We start from the raw sequence: 19521 nt of genomic DNA, 5'->3' as shown, positions 1-19521 counted from the left end.
AAACGTTCAATCAATAATGATTATCAATTGAGTTGTGAAAACATGTGAAAAGATAATTAAAACTATTAACGGAGTTATGAATAATCATTAATGGATATTAAACTAATAATAATATATATGAATAACAACCATGAACATTCATAAAAGAAATTATATTGAAAGCATTCTCATTTATAAAAAACCAAAACACAAACCATAATAACGACCACACAGACAAGTAAAATAACAAATAAAATTCAGACAGTTACAGCGACGCACAAGTATTAAGGCAAGCCTACAAAATACGGCCACAAATAAAGATCCCGATCACGCATAAATTATTTTTAAATTAAAAGTCACACATTTTAAAATACCCCTTTAGTAATAGCTTCGCATTTTTAAAAATCCAAACTACAATTTAAATGCGAAACAATTAACACAAATATTACCAAACCATAAAATAATTAACCGTAAGGCCAAGATGATGAAGCAATGTATTATCACTAAGTTACTTTGTGGGGTATTCGCTTTAGCGTGTTTATCCCTCTCAGTTCAGGCGGCCCCCTGGAACCAACTCACTGGTGAACAACTGGAACAGCAACTGGCGGAGAAATTTGCTCAGGGTAAATACTCAAAGAAAGGCGCCGATTCCTGCCTGATGTGTCATAAGAAAAATGACAAGGTCATGGCGCTCTTCGGTGGAGCACACGGTAACCCGAGTCAACCGGGTTCACCCATGGCAGGTCTGCAGTGCGAAGCCTGCCATGGCCCTTTAGGCAAACACAATAAGGGCGGCAAGGAGCCGATGATCGCCTTCGGTAAAGAGAGCAAGCTGTCAGCTCAGAGCCAGAACAGTGTTTGTCTGGGTTGTCATAACGATCCTAAACAGATGGCATGGCATAGCAGCAGCCACAACTTAGATGAGGTCGCCTGCAGCGATTGCCATAATATCCACACCACTAAAGATCCTGTGATGGATCGCCTCAGCGTCAATGACAGCTGCACCTCTTGTCACACTCAGCAAAAATCAGACATGAATAAGCGCTCATCCCATCCGATGAAGTGGGATCGAATGACCTGTATCGATTGTCATAACCCACACGGTTCTATGAGTGAAAGTGCACTGAATCACACCACTGTCAATGACACCTGTTATAGCTGCCACAGCGAGAAACGTGGCCCCGTTTTATGGGAGCACGCGCCGGTCACTGAAAATTGTGCCAACTGTCATAACCCCCATGGCAGCGTGAATGAAGCCTTGCTTACTCACAGGGCACCACAGCTATGTCAGCAATGCCATATGGATGACGGCCATGCAAGCCGTGTCATACAGCAAGGTGGAAGCGACGCCTTTGGTGGCGGCAAGAGCTGCCTCAACTGCCATAGCCAGATCCATGGCTCCAATCACCCAGCCGGCAGCAAGCTGCAGCGCTAATCAGGAGTAACTCAAATGAGATTCAAATTTAACCTCATCACGTTATCACTGCTCGCCATGTCGGGCGCGGTAACGGGCTCTGCAATGGCGGCTGACTTTGGCGTGAACAGGGCCAACACCAGTACAGTTAAACAGGAAACTTTTCAATGTAAGCGCTGCCCTCAGGTCGATGGTTATACCGGCACTATCGGTATCAACGCCGCCTACATTGAGAGTGATGATATTCATTCCGGCAATGCTTTCGGTACCGACAACGACGGCGCTAATGCCAGTATGGATGCCGACCTCAATTATCAAAACGGCGCCGGTTATAAAGCCAGATTCCAGGCACACCAGTTAGGTCTTGATAACGGCTTCGCTCACCTTGAAGCGGGAAAATCCGGACTGTATGAGATAACGGCGGATTATCAGCAGCTAACCAGCTATCAGTCAGGCGATGCACGCAGTCAGTTATGGTACAAAGATGGCGTGTTGACTCCGAGCGAGCATACTCAGACCCAGGAGCTATCCCTGCAGAGAAACAAAGCTGGCCTGGGTCTGAGTTATGGCCGCGACTTTTACCAGGCTTATGTACGTTACGACCACGAAGATAAAACCGGTTATCAAAGCAGCAGTATTGTCACGCCGCTTCCGGTTAATTTCGGTCTGCCCGTCGATGCCAACACAGATAACCTAACCGCGGGGCTGTCACTGTCCGGTGACAACTGGGCTAGCGATCTCAATTACTTCGTCAGTCAGTACAAGAACGATATCGGAGCCTTAAGCCTCCCCTATCTGTACGACGTCTTTGCATCGGCTCCCGACAATCAGGCTCATCAATTTAGCCTGTCGGGTCAATATCAGCTAAGCCGCACCGTCATGAACGGCCGTCTGGCATCGGGCAAGATGATCCAGGATGAGCAATTAATCCAGATGTCGGGTAATCCGATAAAAAACTGGGACGGAGAGGTCGACACCTTAGACGGCAAGCTGTCTGTCACCTCGCTTGTGAGCAATAAACTCAGGCTCGGTGGTAGTGTCGATTACAGCAAGCGCGACAACAATAGCTCGATATGGGATTTCGCTCAATTTGAAGTCAACGGGATCACGGGGGCATTTAAACAAAATGTGCCTCTGAATACAGAGCGTCGAGGCCTCAAGCTCAACGCCAGTTACCGCCTGAGCGGCGACTATCGCCTGCAGGCCGGCTATGAGCGCAAAGAGATGGAACGCAGCCACGGCGATCGTGAGCAAACCGATGATGACATGCTATGGGCCAAGTTCAATGTAACAGCACTGGATGATATCAAACTTAAGTTTAAAGCCAGCCTGAGTAATCGTGGCGGCAGCGAGTATCAAACCAGCGAGCTGACATCATCTGAATCTAACCCCTTACTACGGAAATATTATCTGGCCGACAGAGAGCGCACCGCTTTCGAAACCAGCTTTAATCACACTCCGGCCTCATGGCTAAGCCTGGATGTAACAGCCCGCTATGCCAAAGACGATTACGACCAGACTCAACTGGGTCTGACCGAATCTGAAGATTACGGCTATGAGCTCAACCTTGGGCTGCACCTTGATGAGCATCTGTCGGGTTATGCCTTTGCCGGTCAGCAGTGGATCGACTCCAATCAAACCGGCAGCCAGAGTTTCTCTGCTCCGGATTGGTCCGCTGATATCGAAGATGAGTTTATCAATCTGGGGGCAGGTTTCACCTACTCAGGGTTACTCGAAGACAAGCTCACTCTGGGCGGCGATTATCTGTTCGCAAACTCCACCAGCGACACGTTAGTCATCTATGACGTCACCACGCCGCAGGGGGATTACTACTCGTTCAATCATAGTCTCAAGCTACATGCGAACTACGCATTGAGTGAAGAGATGGCGTTAAAACTGGCTTACCAGTATGAACGCTATTACGACACCGATTACGCGCAAATCGATGTCGATACCGTTCCGGGACTGACCACCTTAGGCAACCTGAACCATAACTATAACGCGCACCAAGTGATGTTGTCGTTTAGCTACCAGCTGCGCTAATGCAAACAGTGCTAATCATAACTGCAATGAGGATAAAATAATGGAACGCAGAAGTTTCTTAAAAATGAGTGCAGCACTAAGTTGCGCAGCGACGGTTTCAGGCTGTAACTCAAGCTCTAAAGATGTTGAAGTGGTACCGCCTACGCCACCAGTTGCCGGTGAAAACCTGAACTGGTCGGCTTGTCTGGTTAACTGTGGTTCTAACTGCCCGGTACAGGTTTACTCTACCGATGGGGTGATCACCCGCATTGAATCAGAATTTACCACCAAAGATGAGTTCGGCGATCACGACGTGCGCGCCTGCCTTCGCGGTCGTTCACTGAGAAAGCGTGTCTATGCTCCCGATCGCCTGAAGTACCCGATGAAACGTGTCGGCCCTCGCGGCAGCGGTCAATTTGAGCGTATCAGCTGGGACGAAGCACTGGATATCGTGGCTGAGAAGCTGCAAGGCACCATAGACCAATATGGTAACGAATCGATTCACTTCACCTATAACTCGGGTGCCCGTTATCACTTCTCGGGTAAACAGTGTCTCTACCGCCTGATGAACCTTAAAGGCGGTTATCTCAACGCCTATGGTGACTATAGCTGGTCACAAATCTATGAAGCTGCCGGACAGACCTATGGCTCTGCGGGCCCGGGCTGGCAGGGAAGCAGCGTGTCAGAGATGCAAAACTCAGACTTAGTGCTGATGGTAGGTTACAACCCATCTGAGATCCGCATGAGTGGTTCAGGTGAAGCCTATGACTTCCTGATGCAAAAGAAGAAAAACAACTTCAAGACTATCCTGATCGATCCACGTTATACCGATTCCGCGGTAGGTAAGGAAGATCAGTGGATCGCTATCCGTCCCGGTACCGATGCGGCGCTGTTTGAAGCCCTGGCCTATGAGTGGATCACCACTAACAAGGTCAATCAGGCCTTCCTGGACAAGTACTGCGTCGGGTACGACGAGAAGACCATGCCTGCCGGTGTAGGATATGAAGAGAGCTATAAGGCTTATATTCTCGATAACACCACCATTGGCGACTCAACCCCCGGCGCTAACGCTAAGACCCCCGAATGGGCGGCTGCAATTACGGGTATCGAAGCCCATGTCATTGTGGAGCTTGCCCGTGAGCTGGCTGCGGCTCGTGCTCCCTTCATTCAAATTGCGGCCTCTCTTAACCGCCAGGCCGCCGGTGAGAACAACACACGCGCAGGCTACATGCTACCTATCCTGTTAGGCCAACTGGGTCTGCCGGGCACAAACTGTGGCGGCCTGTGTAAGGGCTCGTTCCTGCACGCGCCATTTATGCCGACAGGCGCAAACCCTGTTAAGAAAGCTATCTCATTCTTTACCTTCACTCAGGCTATCGAGGACGGTAAAAACATGACTGTGCTGGCCGATGGTGTACAGGGTGTCGATCTTGATGAAGAGGGTGACGGAAAACTGGGCACGGATATCAAGGCTATCATCAACTATGGTGGTAATGCCCTGATCAACCAACACTCAGAGGTACGTAAGACAGAGAAGCTACTTCAGGACGAGTCTAAGTGTGAGTTTATCCTTGTGGTCGACAACTGGATGACTCCGAGTGCCAAGTTTGCCGATATTCTGCTTCCCGATGTGACCTGGTTAGAATCGGAAGATCTTATCTATCAAAGCTATGCAGCCGGTGATACCGCCACCCTGGTACAGATGAGCAGTGGCGTCGATCCTATGTTCGAAAGCCGTCCTATCTATGAAGTATGTGTCGATCTTGCCAAGCGCATGGGCGTCGAGTCTGAGTTTACCGAAGGCAAGAGCCGCCAGGACTGGCTGAATCAATTCTATGCCGAGTCTCAAGCTGCTACACCGGGACTGCCGGATAAAGAGGTGATGCTCAAACAGGGTATCTATCGCAAGTACCTGCCGGACGGCGGCTATATCGTACTGGAAGATTTCCGTAACGATCCTGAAGCTAATCCTCTGGGTACGCCATCGGGCAAAATCGAGATCTACTCTTCGCGTCTGGCAGAGAAAGCCCGCACCTGGAAGCTCAAGGAGGGCGACGTGATATCTGCGCTGCCTAAATATGTGCCGACCTGGGAAGGCTATGAAGACACAGAGACCAAGAAGAAGTATCCGCTACAGCTTACCGGTTACCACACCAAGGGCCGTGCACACTCCAGCTACCATAACGTGCCATGGCTACGTGAAGTGGTACAGGATGCCGTATGGATGAACCCGCTCGACGCTAATCAGCGCGGACTGAAGACCGGCGATAAGGTCCATATCTTCAACGACCGCGGCACCATCGAAGTCGAAGTCAAGGTTACGCCTCGCATCATGGTCGGCGTAACAGCACTGGGTCAGGGCGCTTGGTTCCAGCCCGGCGGTGATGTGGATAAAGGCGGCTGCTTGAACGTCCTGACAACACAGCGCACCACACCTGTAACTAAAGGTAACCCTCAACATACTAACCTGGTTGAAATCCGTAAGGTCTGATAGGAGTTAACAATGAGCAATAATATCCAATACGGCTTTCATGTCGACGCAAGCAAATGTACCGGCTGCAAAACTTGCCAGGTATCGTGTAAGGATCGTAAAGACCTTCCTGTAGGCATCAACTGGCGCCGGGTTTATGAATACGGTGGCGGACAGTGGACAGAAAATGGCGATGGCACAGTAAGCCAGAACGTATTCGCCTACTACATGTCTATTGGTTGTAACCACTGCTCTGAGCCCGTGTGCGTTAAGGCATGTCCGACCGGTGCTATGCATAAGCGCCGTGAAGATGGCTTAGTCCATGTGGCGGCAGATCTCTGCATCGGCTGTGAAAGCTGCGCAAGAGCCTGTCCATACGACGCGCCTCAGATCGACAAAGACCGTAAGGTGATGACCAAGTGTGATGGTTGCTTCGAGCGTCTGGCCGAAGGCAAGCTGCCCTCATGTGTCGAATCTTGTCCTATGCGTGCTATCGACTTCGCGCCTATGGATGAGTTGAAGGATAAGTACCCGGGTGCCATCTCACCGGATGTCGCTCCCCTGCCGGAAAGCAGTGTGACGACACCAAACTTGATAATCACCCCTAACCGTCACTCCCGCCCAAGCGGCGCCACCGACGGAGAAGTGTTGAACTACTCAGAAGTTTAACCCCTGCTTGGTGCCACTCCCTTGAGTGGCACCTTTTTTCCTGTTAATTGCAAAACTTTTTAGTTCAACAAATGAGGTTAGCATGTCATCCCTTACCGAAAATGAGCTTCTGGAATATCAAGGCATAGCGCGCATTCTTCACAATGTACTCTTTAACGACCCTACACCCGAGTTGATTCAGGGCTTTATCGAGCACGATGTCGCCCAAAGCTGGCCTGAATTTACCGGCTCGGCCCGGGAATCGAGTGGTCGTGAGTTGCTATCGGGCTATCTCGGACAATGGACCTATCTCGACCAATGGACCAGAGATAATCAACAAGCTCTGAAACTGGACTATGCACAGCTCTTCTATGGACCCGGCGAACCCAATGCCGTGCCCTGGGGTTCAGTCTACCTGAGTGAGAGACAACTGCTCAATGACAAGACTACACTGGCACTGAAGGCATTTTATCAGGAGCAAGGGATCAGCTTCGAGCTGGATACCAATCAGCCGGTCGATCATATCGGTCTGTTTTTCGCGGTGCTGGATCAGATGCTTACCCAATGGGCTCAATCTGACGATAGTGAAGCGATAGAGCGCAGCTGCATGATACTGCTACAGCAACACCTGCTCCCCTGGTCGGGTCGCTGTCTCGAACTGATGGCTGAACATGCCAAAACCGACTTCTACCGAGGCATTGCGCTGCTTACACAAGCCTATCTGGAGGGGTTGATACAGAAATTAAATCTGGTCCCTATGACGGCACGCCTGTATCGTTAACAGATAAGATTTTATCATGGGTGAGTTACTATGACTTTCATCAAGGCGCTCGGAGAGCAGTGGAATAAAGGCAAGCTGGCACAACAGCTTGAGCAGGCTCTGCTTCAGGAGGCTGAGATCCACTCCCTCTTTATCGGCGCAACTACGGTCACCACTGTCGCTAATCTGATCGCGGCCATCGGCTTTCGGGAGCCTGATACTCAGGATCAAGATCGGCCCCTCACCCATGAGTTTATGCTCACCATACTGTTCGACTGTTTCCGTCTGCTGATGATCAAACAGATAGAGCATGACAACCTGACCCAGGCAGAGCACCTGATCATTCAACTTGCCAAGATTTGGGCGGCAAAGGAGCTTGAAGAGAGGCCGGACAGCGAGCTCAGCCCGACTCAGTACCGCGAGTTACAACAGCAGATCCTCAATCTGACCGAACAGCTCGATGAGCTCAACCGTCAGAGGCGACTGCAGAAACGAAATATGGGGCGTTAGCAGATACCTAGTTTTTTCATCTTACTGCGCATGGTATTGGGGTTGATATCCAGCAACTGAGCGGCTCCACCCGGACCATAGAGCTTCCCTCCCGTGACCCGCAACGCATGCTCGATATATTTTCGGGTCATGGTTTCCAGCGGCACCAGCTTATCGGTCGCATGGCTGGGGTCGACAATAATGGTCTCTACCCTCTTCTCCTTATGCTCGATCTCTACTTCCGGCATGAGGAAGTCGAAATTAAGCGGCCCCTTGGGGCGCTGAATAATGGCCCGCTCCAGCACATTGATCAGCTCCCTGACATTACCCGGCCAATGATACTGACTCAGAATGGCCAACTGCTCGGGGGCAACACGGGGCAGCTGGTCCTGATTAAATTTTGCCGATAACATCTCGATAAAGTGCTGAATTAACAACGGAATATCTGCACGCCTCTGCCTCAGAGAGGGAATTTCAATCGGAAAGATAGCCAGACGGTACCAGAGATCTTCACGAAACTCACCGCTGGACACCATCGCCTTGAGATTACGGTGCGTCGCGGCTATGACCCTGATATCCAACTGCACGGCATCGTGGCCACCGACACGGGTAATGGTACTGTTTTGCAATACCCTGAGCAGCCTGACCTGAACCGACAGCGGTAGCTCCCCTATTTCATCCAGGAAAATAGTACCGCCATTGGCTTGCTCAAAATATCCGGCCTTGCGGGACTCTGCGCCGGTAAACGCCCCCTTCTCATAGCCGAACAGCTCTGAATCGATCAGACTCTCGGGAATCGCACCGCAGTTGACCTTAATAAATGGTTTGTTGGCCCGCAGTGAAAGCTCATGAATGGCATTTGCAATGACTTCCTTACCGCAACCTGTCTCTCCCAACATCAGCACCGTGGTATTGAGTTTGGCAATGGACTCTACCTGCTGCATCACAAGCTTCAATCCGGATTGAGCGCCCACAACACCATTACAGATGTTCAAGGTTCGCTTCAGCGACTGATTCTGCTCCGTCAGTGCTTCATTGGCTCTGAGAAGATTACGCCCCTTAAGATTGAATGCAGTTATCAGGGAGAAGGTCTGCATATGTGGTTCCAGCATATCCACATGTCGCGGCCTGAATACACCGGCTTGCTTGGCGTAAAAGCCCACGACCCCAAGATGGGTATTGCCGGAAACCATCCGCAACAGAATGACAGACTTAATTTCGGGAATGACCTGAGGCGCGACAAACTGTGTCACATTATCCAGCTCAATATCATTAACGATACGGATAACCGGCCTGTCGAGATCCTGCAGCGCCTCACACATCTCGTTGCTGATCGGTATACGCTTATCCAGGGTGGATGACTGCTGCTCATTGACCTGAGCGATAAACTGAATATCGCTGAAGTCGGGACGGTAGATATTCAGGTAGATCCCATCGATCGGAAGGTGGGATTTAATGTAATCAAAGTAGCTCTGTAGTGACTCTTCTAACTGAAGACTACTGCATAAACATTGAGTCGCTTTATAATAGAACTTTTCCATTGATTCTTCTGAATGGCCATCGTTAAATATCATTGTAGTTCGTTATATTTCGTGATTCCGTGGTACCGATCAAAAATTTAACTTGATAATAACTATGTATACCTTCCAAATTCAATTAATGTGACATCAATATATTCTTTGAGTTCAAATTCACAAAAACATTTAAATATATGTGATCTAAACTGTAATTATGCAAATAATATGAGCCGCCAAACTTTTATTAATCACATAAGCGCCATATCTAGATTACTTAAAAACCGTTAACAGGATCTCATTAGCCGCAGAATACAGATGTAACACATTTGACGAAACTTAGGTGTTTTCACGGCATTTAGTGTTATGTTTTGTTGATATTTCGTGTTTTGTTGATTCATATCTAATTAACTGTCCATTACACGCCTCATTTATAGCTTGGCATGCATACTGCTTTATTAAAGTTGCGACAATCAATTTCATTAATAATTGATCTAGCAGGTAACAGGTGAGAATAAGATTTCAACTTATGCTGTTCGACAATAATTAGTTGTTTGTGAGAAATATCAATTTTTTATGTCACAAACACAAAAAAGCTGAATAACAGTACCTTTGATATAAAAGGCTGAACGGCATGCAAATAACTCAATAATAAACAGTAGTAACAGGAAAATGATGATGAAAAAATCCACTAAACTTATGCTGTCCGCCGTCGCGACAGCCGTGGCAATGGCCGGCTCTATTGGTTGTGCTCAGGCCCAGGAAGATGGGATTAATATTGGTGGCTCGGTGCGGGTCAATTATGGCCTGAAATTATACGATGACAGCTCAAAAGAGAAAGGCGGAGACCTGGTTTTCGATACTGCAACCTTAGTCATGAAGGGCAAAAAAGGCGATTTCGGCCTGGCTGCCGAATACCGTTTTACCAAGAGCACAAACTTTATCAAATATGGTTACGGTTACTACGATATAGACCCTGACTGGCAACTTCAGTTTGGTATCAACAAGGTTCCCTTCGGTAACCCTGGCTTCATCTCTAACAGCTGGTGGTTTGGCTTGCCTTACTACCTGGGCTTCGAAGACGATCATGATATCGGTATCAAGGCCATCTACGAGAAGAATGGCTGGCACACAGACTTAGCTTTCTATAAGGGCGCCGAATATGGACCGTCTGAGATCAAGCGCTACGCTACCGATCTCTTCACCGGCACCATAGATACCACCTATGACGGTATCGACAATGGCACCGAATACAACAATGAAGAGACGAATCAGTTAAACCTTCGTCAAACCTATACCATGGAGCATGAAGGCGGCTCGACCACCATAGGTGCTTCCGTTGAAGCCGGTCAGATCTACAACAACAAGACGGGTAACAATGGCGACAGGTATGCGGTTGCCGCGCACATGGAAACAATCTACAACGGCTGGAAGTTGCAACTTCAGGCGATGCAATATGAGTATGACGCCGCCGACGCGGCAGACGACAACAAGATCGGTGTATCGGTTGTTAACTGGCAATATGAAATTGCATCCAAAGGGCAGGTATACAGCCTTAACCTGGCCAAGACAATTCCAACATCATGGGGTAGCGTTAAGTGTTATAACGACTTCGGTCTGATGACCCCCGATGTTGCTGATTCAAGTTATGATGACAGCATCCAGAATGTCACAGGCTGTGCTGTTTCAGCTGGCCCGACATATACCATGATCGATTTCATCATGGGTAAAAACATGACATTCTCGACTAAGAATAACGACCATGTTGGCCTACCTGAATTTGGTGATGATATGGACAAACGTATTAACATCAACTTCGGTTACTATTTCTAATTCTTGACGATTACATATCGAATAAACAGTTGAAAGCATCACCGATTAATTAAAAACTCAACTCCCTGCGCCATTATAATAATGGCATCACAAAAGGCTCTATTATATATAGAGCCTTTTTCTTTTATAGACACAGATTAAAGCAGCAATTTACTTCACCGTCTAAAAATCAAGAGTTCACAACCTGATTTAAACCTTAAACTCACATTATTCTTTCAACCCGATGATATAAAACAAAAACACGAATTAGTTATATAGCGTTATCTAACAAAACCAATTGGCCGATATATCAAGTCGAACACGAAACTTCGTGGTCTCGATTCATCATATTTCGTGATTTAGTGTTACAGATCATAAAGCGTCACCTTTCTCATCTATTTATAGCAGTTGGCATAGTCACTGCAGTTATCCATGTAATAACACTGATAAGCAGTTTGATATGCCCGGAAAGATTAAGGAACACACGAGAATGAGTGACAAACAACCTATAAGCCATCGCAGGCGCCAGCTAATTACCGGAGGAGCGGCTCTGGCCGTTACCGGTCTTGGAGCATCGATAGCCAAGCCTGTCAGTGCCGCATGTACACCGACTGAAGCGATCAAATTCGATGAGGTGGTCGACGTCATTGTAGTTGGTAGTGGTTTTGCCGGCATGTCTGCGGCGCTACAGGCCCGTGAAGGCGGGGCCAGCGTAATGGTGGTCGACAAGATGCCGGTCTTCGGCGGTAACTCCACCATCAATGGCGGCGCTATGGCTGTTGCCGGATCCCCACTACAGGAGCAAAACGGTATTCAGGACTCGGTGGATACCATGGTTGCCGACATGCTCGAAGCGGGCCGAGGCATGAACGATGTAGAGATGCTCAAGCTGGTATGTAATGGCACCGCCGAGTCGTGTCAATGGCTGACTGATTATGGCGTCAAGTGGAAGCCGTTTGTACAACACTTCGGTGGCCACTCTATTCCCCGGGTTTTACAAACCGTAGAGAGCTCAGGTGCCGGGATCATTCGCCCCCTTATCAAGGCAGCCAGGAAACGCGGCATAGAAATGCGCACCCAAACCAAACTGGAGTCATTTATCGAGGATGACAAGGGACGGGTAACGGGTATCGAAGTTAAGGCCGACTACTTCTTCCCTAAAGAGCGCTCCGGGGTGACCCGCCGCTATGGCGCCCGTAAGGGAGTCATCATGGCCACCGGCGGCTTCGGCCGTGATATCGAATATCGTAAGATGCAGCAACCTAAGCTCACCAAGGAGCTGGACTCAACCAACCATCCGGGTGCCAATGCCGACGCACTGAAGCAGATGATGCTGATCGGAGCCAACCCTATCCACCTGGATCAGATCCAGTTGGGCCCATGGGCCTCTCCCGATGAGAAAGGTTTTGGTACCGCCTCACAATTTAACACCATCGCGACCTACCCCAGAGGCATAGTGGTCGATGCGCGAACCGGAAAGCGCTTCTTCAATGAACTGGCAGACCGTAAGGCTCGCGCCGACGCCATCATGACCCGTCGTGACGCACAGGGGCAACCTGTCTACCCCATAGGTTTCACTAACGCAGAGGGTGCCAGCAAGGCCCAGACTCTGGATTGGGGACTGAAATATAACGTCATCAAGAAGGCCGATACGCTGGAAGAGCTTGCCAATATCTATGGCATCCCCGCCGATGCTCTCAAGGCACAGGTAGAGAACTGGAACAAGGCCGTCGATGCAGGTGAGGACAGTGAATTCGGCAGGCCCATGCAGAAGGCGATGAAGCTTGAACAGGGCCCCTGGTACGCGGTTCGTATGTGGCCCAAGGTTCACTACTGCATGGGTGGCGTCAAGGTAAACACCCGCTCCGAGGTGTTGCATCTGGTGACCAACAAGCCGATCGAAGGTTTGTATGCAGCGGGTGAAGCAACCGGCGGTATTCACGGCGCGAGTCGTCTCGGCGCCTGCGCCGTAGCAGAGGGGGTAGTCACGGGCCGTAACGCCGGTCAATTATGTGCCGCATCAAAAAGTATTGTGTTGAAACACGTATAATTAAGTCAAATATAAAAAGGGTTAAGATGATGAATAGTAAGCAAGTTGTTATGGCCTCTCTGGCGTTGAGCCTGATGTCAGGAAGTGCACTGGCAATGGATAGTGTCGTTTTAGATGGCAAGCATATGACACAAGCACAGGCGTGGGCAATTGCCGACGGCGCTAAGGTCAAAATTGACAATAAAGCGGCTAAAAACCTGGTTAAGGCCCATGAGCTGTTGATGGATGCGGCGCGTCTGGGTAAACCGGTATACGGTCTAACCGTAGGTGTCGGGCTAAACAAAGATCAGAAGCTGTTTACCGCCGATGGTAAGTTGAGCAAGGCCGTTTTAGATGCCTCCAAGAGCTTCAACTACAGCACACTGCGAGCTCACAGCGCCGCGATGGGAGAAGCCGTACCGGTTCGCCTGACCCGTGTCGCTCTGGCCGTACGCCTTAACACTATTTTGGCCGGACAAACCGGCGTTCAGCCATATGTTGCCGAGCTATACAAGCAGTACCTGAACAAGGGAATCACTCCGGTAATTCCATCTAAGGGCACAGTGGGTGAAGCCGATATCCTGATGGCGTCTCATGTCGGCCTGGCCATGATCGGTGAATGGGACGTGTTCTATAAAGGAAAGCGTGTCAGCAGCGTTGAGGCGATGAAAGATGCCGGCGTTAAGCCACTTAAGCCTATCGGTAAAGATGCACTCTCTATCCTCTCTAACAACTCTGTCGCTGTTGCCTATGCCATGAAGGGTTACCAGGATGCATCGCACCTCTTAACCGTTTCTCCAACGGTATTCAGCCTAAGTCTGGAAGGTTTGAACGGCAACGTCTCGCCATTCCTGCCTCAGACCAATGACATTCGTCCCTTCCCATACATCAAGGAAGCGACAAGCGAGATCCTTAATCAGTTAGACGGCAGCTACCTGTGGCAGTTGAACGATAAACGTTCACTACAGGATCCACTGAGCTACCGTACTACCGCTTACACCTTTGCCGGTGCCAAGAAGGCGCTTGCCGATCTGGGCGAAGTTATCGATGTACAGATCAACCACTCGGACGATAACCCAGGCGTGGTGCTGAATGCATCGAAGGATTACACCCAGCACCCTCAAGTGGCTAAGTACCTGATCGAAGGTAAAGGCGGCGTATTCCCGACCACTAACTTCGAGCCACTACCGGTTGCCCTTGCCGTTCAGGGACTCAGCGTGGCATTAACCCATGTGTCTCACAACAGTGTGATGCGTACCATTCATCTGTCAGACAACCACTTCACTAAACTGTCCCGCTTCCTGAGCGCACCCGGTAACCATGGTCACGCTTTCGGTGCTATCCAGAAGAACTTCGTCGATATGCAGGTACGTAACAAGCATCTTGCCAACCCGGTTTCATTCGACGGTATTCCGGTTGCCGGTAACATCGAAGATACCTTCACTAACCTGAAGCTGGCTTCGGATAACCTGATCCAGATCGTCGATAACACCAACTACATCTACGGCCTCGAACTGCTGCACTCAACTCAGGCCATCGATCTGCGTAAGCTGACCACTCCAGAACTGGACATGGGTAAAGCGACTAAGGCGATGTACAAAGACTATCGCAAGCAGGTGCCATTCGTTGAGCTGGACCGTCCATTTACGCCGGATATCAAGGCGTCACACGACTTTATCGCTCAATACTAAACGGTTAGGCGGGGCGGCTTGCTGCCCCGCAATAGGATTTCAAGATGTTTAAAACCCTTAATACTTTATTGTTAGCCTGCTTGTTAGCGGCTCCTGCTGCTTCTGCGGTACAGATGAAGGATTATCATAAAGAGATCATGACAGATGATAACGGCAAGGTTGAATGTGCCGTGTGTCATGGTGATGCTAAGCGTAAAACCATTCCGGCAGCGAGTCAGTGTGAGTCATGCCACGGCAGCAGCGATGATATGGCCATGCAGACGGCGCGCCCGAAGGATGCGGGACACGATGTAGAGCCTAACCCCCATGATAGCCTGCATTACGGCACCGACCTGCCCTGTACTTACTGCCATCAGGAGCACAAGCAGAGCAAGGTATACTGTAACGAATGTCATGAGTTTGAATATCCGGACATGAAGCGTTAAAAAAACTTATACCAGTTGGTATTACATCACAGTCTCATTAAATTTTTGGAATAACCGGCTTTAGCTCCCAATCTGAATAAACGAAGGTATTTTTCCGCCGTCCCGTGGCCTTTAGGTCCCGGGACGTTTTTTATGGTGAGCTTTGATGATGACCAGTTGTTATGCAGAACTGTTCTTAAGATAAACCGGGACAGTCCACTCATCTATATCGACTTAATCACGACCTCAAGATGTCCTACACCATTCCGCTTACCTACAAGCTTAATAGTCGCAATCTCATTGCCGTTTTTTCCGATCCAATAATACTGCCCACAACCGTCAATCTTTATGCATTGCCAGAATTCAGACGGTTTTTCATAAATATTCGATCCGTCCAGCTGCTCAGATTTCTCTTTTATGTATCCCTGCTCTTCAAGAGCAGAGACCATATCAGAGAATTGCGCCCTACCTTGTGAGCCATACATATCATTAGTGATTGGATAGCCAATGCCGACAAATGACTGCTCATCATTAGTTGTGTAGCTTTTAATGGTTGGATTGTCAGCGATTAGCGGATTGGCCCAAGCAACACTTACCATCATGGCTGATGCCGCAACGATAGCTGATACTGCTATTATTCTTTTGAAAGCCATTTAATTTTCTCCGTCAGAACGTGGACGGAGATCATAACAATCATGATTTTATATGGTAGGAACATGTAAGCCAAAAAATGGTACAAATCAACCCACTCGATTACGCAGCACACGACCTCCCACCATTAATCAATAACATATAGATTCTGAAGCGAGTGACCGGTGAGCTACATACTGGTTGGTAAAAACGATCGAATCAACGACAGATTCAAAGTCGGCAATACTGTAAAGGGGCTTGTTTATCAGGGGGGGGGATGATGAACTCCAGACAAAGCTCTCCATCAGGAATAGCGATAATGGAAAGTTCACTTAGGTCAAAGGAGGGGGAAGGTATTCTCCCCCATCAAGTTTGAAGCTTATCGAATATTTAAGTTATCCAAAAAGCTTATAGATATGAAGTCAGACTCTTCTCTTGCGCCAGCAGACTTTTATAGAGAGTGAACTGATTGGCGGCGCGCTCCAGATTGTGATTTTCATGATGAATATGGAAGTAGACATCACCATTGAGGTGATCGGTTAAGAAGCGTACCCCGATCATCAGGCAGATGACACGGGCTCCCAGCCACAGGCTTTCCCTCTCCTCACGGCTCAGCACATCCCCCAACTCACTCAGGTAACCACGACAGATGGCGGCAAAGACAGACTCGCGCACACGGACATTTTCCAGCGCCGTAGAGTCCTCCTCCTCCGGCGAGCAGAAGGTACGCACCATATCGCCGAAGTCATACATCAGATGCCCTTTCATACAGGTATCCAGATCTATGATTGCCAGGCTGCTCATATCACGCTTATCGAACAGCATGTTATTGATCTTAGTGTCGTTATGGCAGGTTCTGAGTGGCAGCTTAGGCGACACTTCACTCAGTTCATCCAGCAGTGACTGCTGGGAAAGCGCAAAATCCACCCACTCCCGGCAGGAATCCACTCTCATTTGAGAGTCAGTGGCTACGGCCGCCTGCAACTGCTCAATACGTCCGGGCAGGTGATGAAATTGTGCAATGACATCGGTTAGCTCTGTGGCATCGAAGCCGCTCAAGGCCGATGAAAAGTGGCCAAAGGCTTTGGCTGCGGCAAAGGCTTCATCTTCTGATCTCACCACTTCGATGCTATGGCTGTGTGGGAGGTAGTTGATCGCCCGCCAGAACCCTTTTTCACCTAAGTCAGCCGCCAGCAGCCCATCCCGGGTTCTAACCGGCTCGACCAGCTTAAGTGAGTAGTGGCCACTTGCTTGCTTGTCAGACAGGTAACGGGCAATTTTATCGGCATTTTCGACTAATGCATTGGGTGTCTTAAAGACTTGTGTATTGAGCTTCTGCAGGACAAATTCCCCCTGATCCCACCGCACCAGAAACGTATCATTGATGTGACCATTCCCCAAAGGGGACACTGAGGTATTCGCAGACGGAATACCATAAAAGGGCAGCACAGTCTGCCTAATAAAATCGATCACGCAACCACTCCATTCTTATTATCTTCAAGCTCATCGAGCTTAGTTTTCACCCACGCTACATCCTGAGGGTAGGTCACTCCAAACCAGGGTTCCTGAGCCGTTTCGACCCGTATCAACCCGGTTGCTTGTTCATTTTCCGTTTGTCTATTCAGTTTCGCCGAATCCAAATGGTGCTGAATCACCATGGGCAGATAACACTCTGTTCTCTGTTCATGACCATGCTCGACAATAAACTGCTCCAGTGCATCTTCTAATACAGCAAAAATGGCGGCAGAGAAGCCCCAACAGGTCATAGAGACAGGTGTAGATCCATTTAGATTGCCCGGTTCGCCATTACACAAACCGGCTACCTCTTGACCCTGCTGTCTAATATCCACCCACTCTACAACTTCCTGCAGCATACCTTGATCGACCCGGCACACGCCTCTGTTTACTCCGCCATGCTCTGACAGGGTCAGATGCAGCGGATATGCAACCATCATCCACTCCTGAGGACGGGCTAGTAACCCCTTAGCCAGCAGCTCGAAGGCGCTGTCGCCATAGTAATCATCGGCATTAATCACCGCCATGAGTCCCTTAACCTTATGTCGGGCACACCACAGCGCGTGCGCCGTCCCCCAGGGTTTCTGCCTGTGGTCAAAGTGGTCGAGGTGGCTCAATGCTCCGGCCGGTAGATCATCAAGCTCTTGATAGCAATAACAGACTTGAAACTCGGGTGAGACCAGTGGGTTGATTCGCTCACGCAGCAGAGAATCGAGCCGGTTTTCCAGTTCGGGCCTTATCACCAGCACAAGCTTAGTGAAACCCGCCTTATATGCCGATAGTGCCGATAACTCCAGCATGGTCTCGCCACTCGGCCCCAGGGCGGCCAGCTGCTTATCACCACCGAACCGGCTTCCGAGCCCTGCGGCCATGATGACCAGGGTCAACGGACTATTTTCATTCATGATTGCTGTATGCGTCATACACTCGATTTCAACACCATTGTTGGGCGCCATTAATAGACGCCCCAAATACGGCCTGAGAGTCTAAAGAGAAAGCCAGCTTATATCCAGCGATAAAAGCTTCCCCCGGGTGCCAAGATACCGACTTACAGATAGGGGATGAAAGTACCACTCTTGGCCAGGGCCGACTGACTGCCTTTCAGGCTAAAATCATAGCCGCAAAGCTTTACACTTCCACGACGCGCAATATCGCTGATAACGGATTCTGTGTCCAGCGGCGAGAATCTGGCTTCAATAGCGGTATCAGGCATCAGCTCAACCGAGACCGGGCGGTAGCGTGTGCCATTGTTAAACGTCAGATGCGCGCAACTTTTATCTCCCTCGGCGGTAGCCAGAGACCAGATCATACCGGGTTCATCCGCCTCGCCCAGCCAGCGCATTACCAGCAACTCCTGCTCCAGTATCAGGCTGAATCCATCGGGAAGCTTCACCTCATCTCTCTGGACCACAACTGCCGGCTCAGATACCTCGGGCTCCGGAGCAACATACTCATCGTCAGCGGTCCCTGAAAATAGTGACCAGATACCGGCGATAATGACCATGCTAGAGATACCGACAACTGAGCCTACCAGCAACTTACGGTTCTGTTGCGCCCATGAGCTCCACTGCGCCATAGAGATGCCATCGAAACCTCTGACGGGTTCATCATATGGTTCATGGTCTTTAAGCTGCTCTGCCATATCGACATCTGAACTGTGTCCTGTAACTGCCGCCGCGGAGCCATCTAATGTAGGTTCGACCCTCATGCGCCCTTTCGCATTGACCACTGTGGCTGCAGGCCCGAAATACCCCTGATGATAGCGGTTTTTACCCACAGGCCTCTGTATCGCAAGAAAGCCTGTAATAAGAGCGGCAAAGACAACACAACTAGCAGCGAAGCTGAGGCTGTCGCCGTAAACAAGAGAGAGAACGAAAAGCAGCAGAGGGATGAAACTCAACCCAAGCAGCCAAGTTGGTCTGGCGGCATCCCGCATCCGACGAAGGCCACTAAGCCCGATAAGAGGCATCAAGATAAGTGCGAGAAGCAGCAGAGCCGAACTGGCTCCGATAAAGATAAAACCCAACAATAAGACAAGATAAGCCAGCGCAGTGATGGCGGCAAACCTTGGGCCATTATCTCGCCCGCGGATACAAAAAAGAGAGCTATATTGCATGAATGTCGACACCTAACAATAACGTTCG

At 49.5% G+C, this 19521-nt stretch carries 15 protein-coding genes; 10 read left to right on the top strand and 5 right to left on the bottom strand.

Annotated elements, in window-relative coordinates; translation table 11 throughout:
- Positions 1-460: 460 nt before the first annotated feature.
- The 6 genes from Q1B47_RS14740 to Q1B47_RS14715 all read left to right on the top strand — a co-directional run bounded on the left by Q1B47_RS14740 (position 461) and on the right by Q1B47_RS14715 (position 7803).
- Positions 461-1414: a DmsE family decaheme c-type cytochrome gene (locus tag Q1B47_RS14740; RefSeq protein ID WP_299795120.1), complete on the top strand. Its 954-nt coding sequence runs from the start codon at positions 461-463 to the stop codon at positions 1412-1414.
- A gap of 15 nt (positions 1415-1429) precedes the next feature.
- Positions 1430-3436 (top strand): MtrB/PioB family decaheme-associated outer membrane protein, encoded by a 2007-nt coding sequence (locus Q1B47_RS14735; RefSeq protein WP_299795118.1) that lies wholly within the window; start codon positions 1430-1432, stop codon positions 3434-3436.
- A 40-nt stretch (positions 3437-3476) separates the two neighbouring features.
- Positions 3477-5906 (top strand): DMSO/selenate family reductase complex A subunit, encoded by a 2430-nt coding sequence (locus Q1B47_RS14730; protein WP_299795116.1) that lies wholly within the window; start codon positions 3477-3479, stop codon positions 5904-5906.
- Between the two features lie 12 nt (positions 5907-5918).
- Positions 5919-6554 (top strand): DMSO/selenate family reductase complex B subunit, encoded by a 636-nt coding sequence (locus tag Q1B47_RS14725; RefSeq protein WP_299795114.1) that lies wholly within the window; start codon positions 5919-5921, stop codon positions 6552-6554.
- A gap of 82 nt (positions 6555-6636) precedes the next feature.
- Entirely contained in the window at positions 6637-7314 is a 678-nt protein-coding gene (locus tag Q1B47_RS14720) for a molecular chaperone TorD family protein (protein ID WP_299795112.1), read from the top strand.
- A gap of 30 nt (positions 7315-7344) precedes the next feature.
- Complete coding sequence (locus tag Q1B47_RS14715; protein WP_299795110.1) at positions 7345-7803, top strand: hypothetical protein; 459 nt, start codon at positions 7345-7347, stop codon at positions 7801-7803.
- On the opposite strand, the gene Q1B47_RS14710 is transcribed toward Q1B47_RS14715, so the two are convergent.
- On the bottom strand, positions 7800-9323 hold the full coding sequence (locus tag Q1B47_RS14710; protein WP_299795108.1) for a sigma-54 dependent transcriptional regulator: 1524 nt from the start codon (positions 9321-9323) through the stop codon (positions 7800-7802). The two genes, Q1B47_RS14715 and Q1B47_RS14710, sit on opposite strands and share 4 nt — an antisense overlap.
- Positions 9324-9971: 648 nt before the next feature.
- Between Q1B47_RS14710 and Q1B47_RS14705 the strand changes: the two genes are divergently transcribed.
- The 4 genes from Q1B47_RS14705 (at position 9972) to Q1B47_RS14690 (ending at position 15253) form a co-directional block, all read left to right on the top strand.
- The gene (locus Q1B47_RS14705; RefSeq protein WP_299795106.1) at positions 9972-11129 is read left to right on the top strand and encodes a hypothetical protein; all 1158 of its coding nucleotides are present in this window, start codon (positions 9972-9974) and stop codon (positions 11127-11129) included.
- Between the two features lie 469 nt (positions 11130-11598).
- Complete coding sequence (locus tag Q1B47_RS14700; protein WP_299795104.1) at positions 11599-13158, top strand: flavocytochrome c; 1560 nt, start codon at positions 11599-11601, stop codon at positions 13156-13158.
- A 29-nt stretch (positions 13159-13187) separates the two neighbouring features.
- On the top strand, positions 13188-14828 hold the full coding sequence (locus Q1B47_RS14695; RefSeq protein WP_299795260.1) for an aromatic amino acid ammonia-lyase: 1641 nt from the start codon (positions 13188-13190) through the stop codon (positions 14826-14828).
- A gap of 44 nt (positions 14829-14872) precedes the next feature.
- Positions 14873-15253 (top strand): cytochrome c3 family protein, encoded by a 381-nt coding sequence (locus tag Q1B47_RS14690; RefSeq protein ID WP_299795102.1) that lies wholly within the window; start codon positions 14873-14875, stop codon positions 15251-15253.
- Between the two features lie 203 nt (positions 15254-15456).
- Here the strand turns inward: Q1B47_RS14690 and Q1B47_RS14685 are convergent, their stop codons facing one another.
- The 4 genes from Q1B47_RS14685 to Q1B47_RS14670 form a co-directional block, all read right to left on the bottom strand.
- The gene (locus Q1B47_RS14685; protein WP_299795100.1) at positions 15457-15885 is read right to left on the bottom strand and encodes a hypothetical protein; all 429 of its coding nucleotides are present in this window, start codon (positions 15883-15885) and stop codon (positions 15457-15459) included.
- A gap of 385 nt (positions 15886-16270) precedes the next feature.
- A complete protein-coding gene (locus Q1B47_RS14680; protein ID WP_299795098.1) occupies positions 16271-17335 on the bottom strand; it encodes an aminoglycoside phosphotransferase family protein in 1065 nt (354 codons plus the stop codon).
- On the bottom strand, positions 17332-18300 hold the full coding sequence (locus Q1B47_RS14675; protein WP_299795258.1) for an NTP transferase domain-containing protein: 969 nt from the start codon (positions 18298-18300) through the stop codon (positions 17332-17334). The genes Q1B47_RS14680 and Q1B47_RS14675 overlap by 4 nt, the downstream gene beginning before the upstream one ends.
- Positions 18301-18425: 125 nt before the next feature.
- On the bottom strand, positions 18426-19493 hold the full coding sequence (locus tag Q1B47_RS14670) for a DUF805 domain-containing protein (RefSeq protein ID WP_299795096.1): 1068 nt from the start codon (positions 19491-19493) through the stop codon (positions 18426-18428).
- Positions 19494-19521 lie beyond the last annotated feature (28 nt).

It is taken from the genome of uncultured Shewanella sp., from assembly GCF_947501225.1.
In the GTDB taxonomy this organism is placed as follows: Bacteria; Pseudomonadota; Gammaproteobacteria; order Enterobacterales; family Shewanellaceae; genus Shewanella.
Note: the sequence above shows the minus strand (reverse complement) of the source record. Positions and strands in the feature narration are given on the sequence as shown.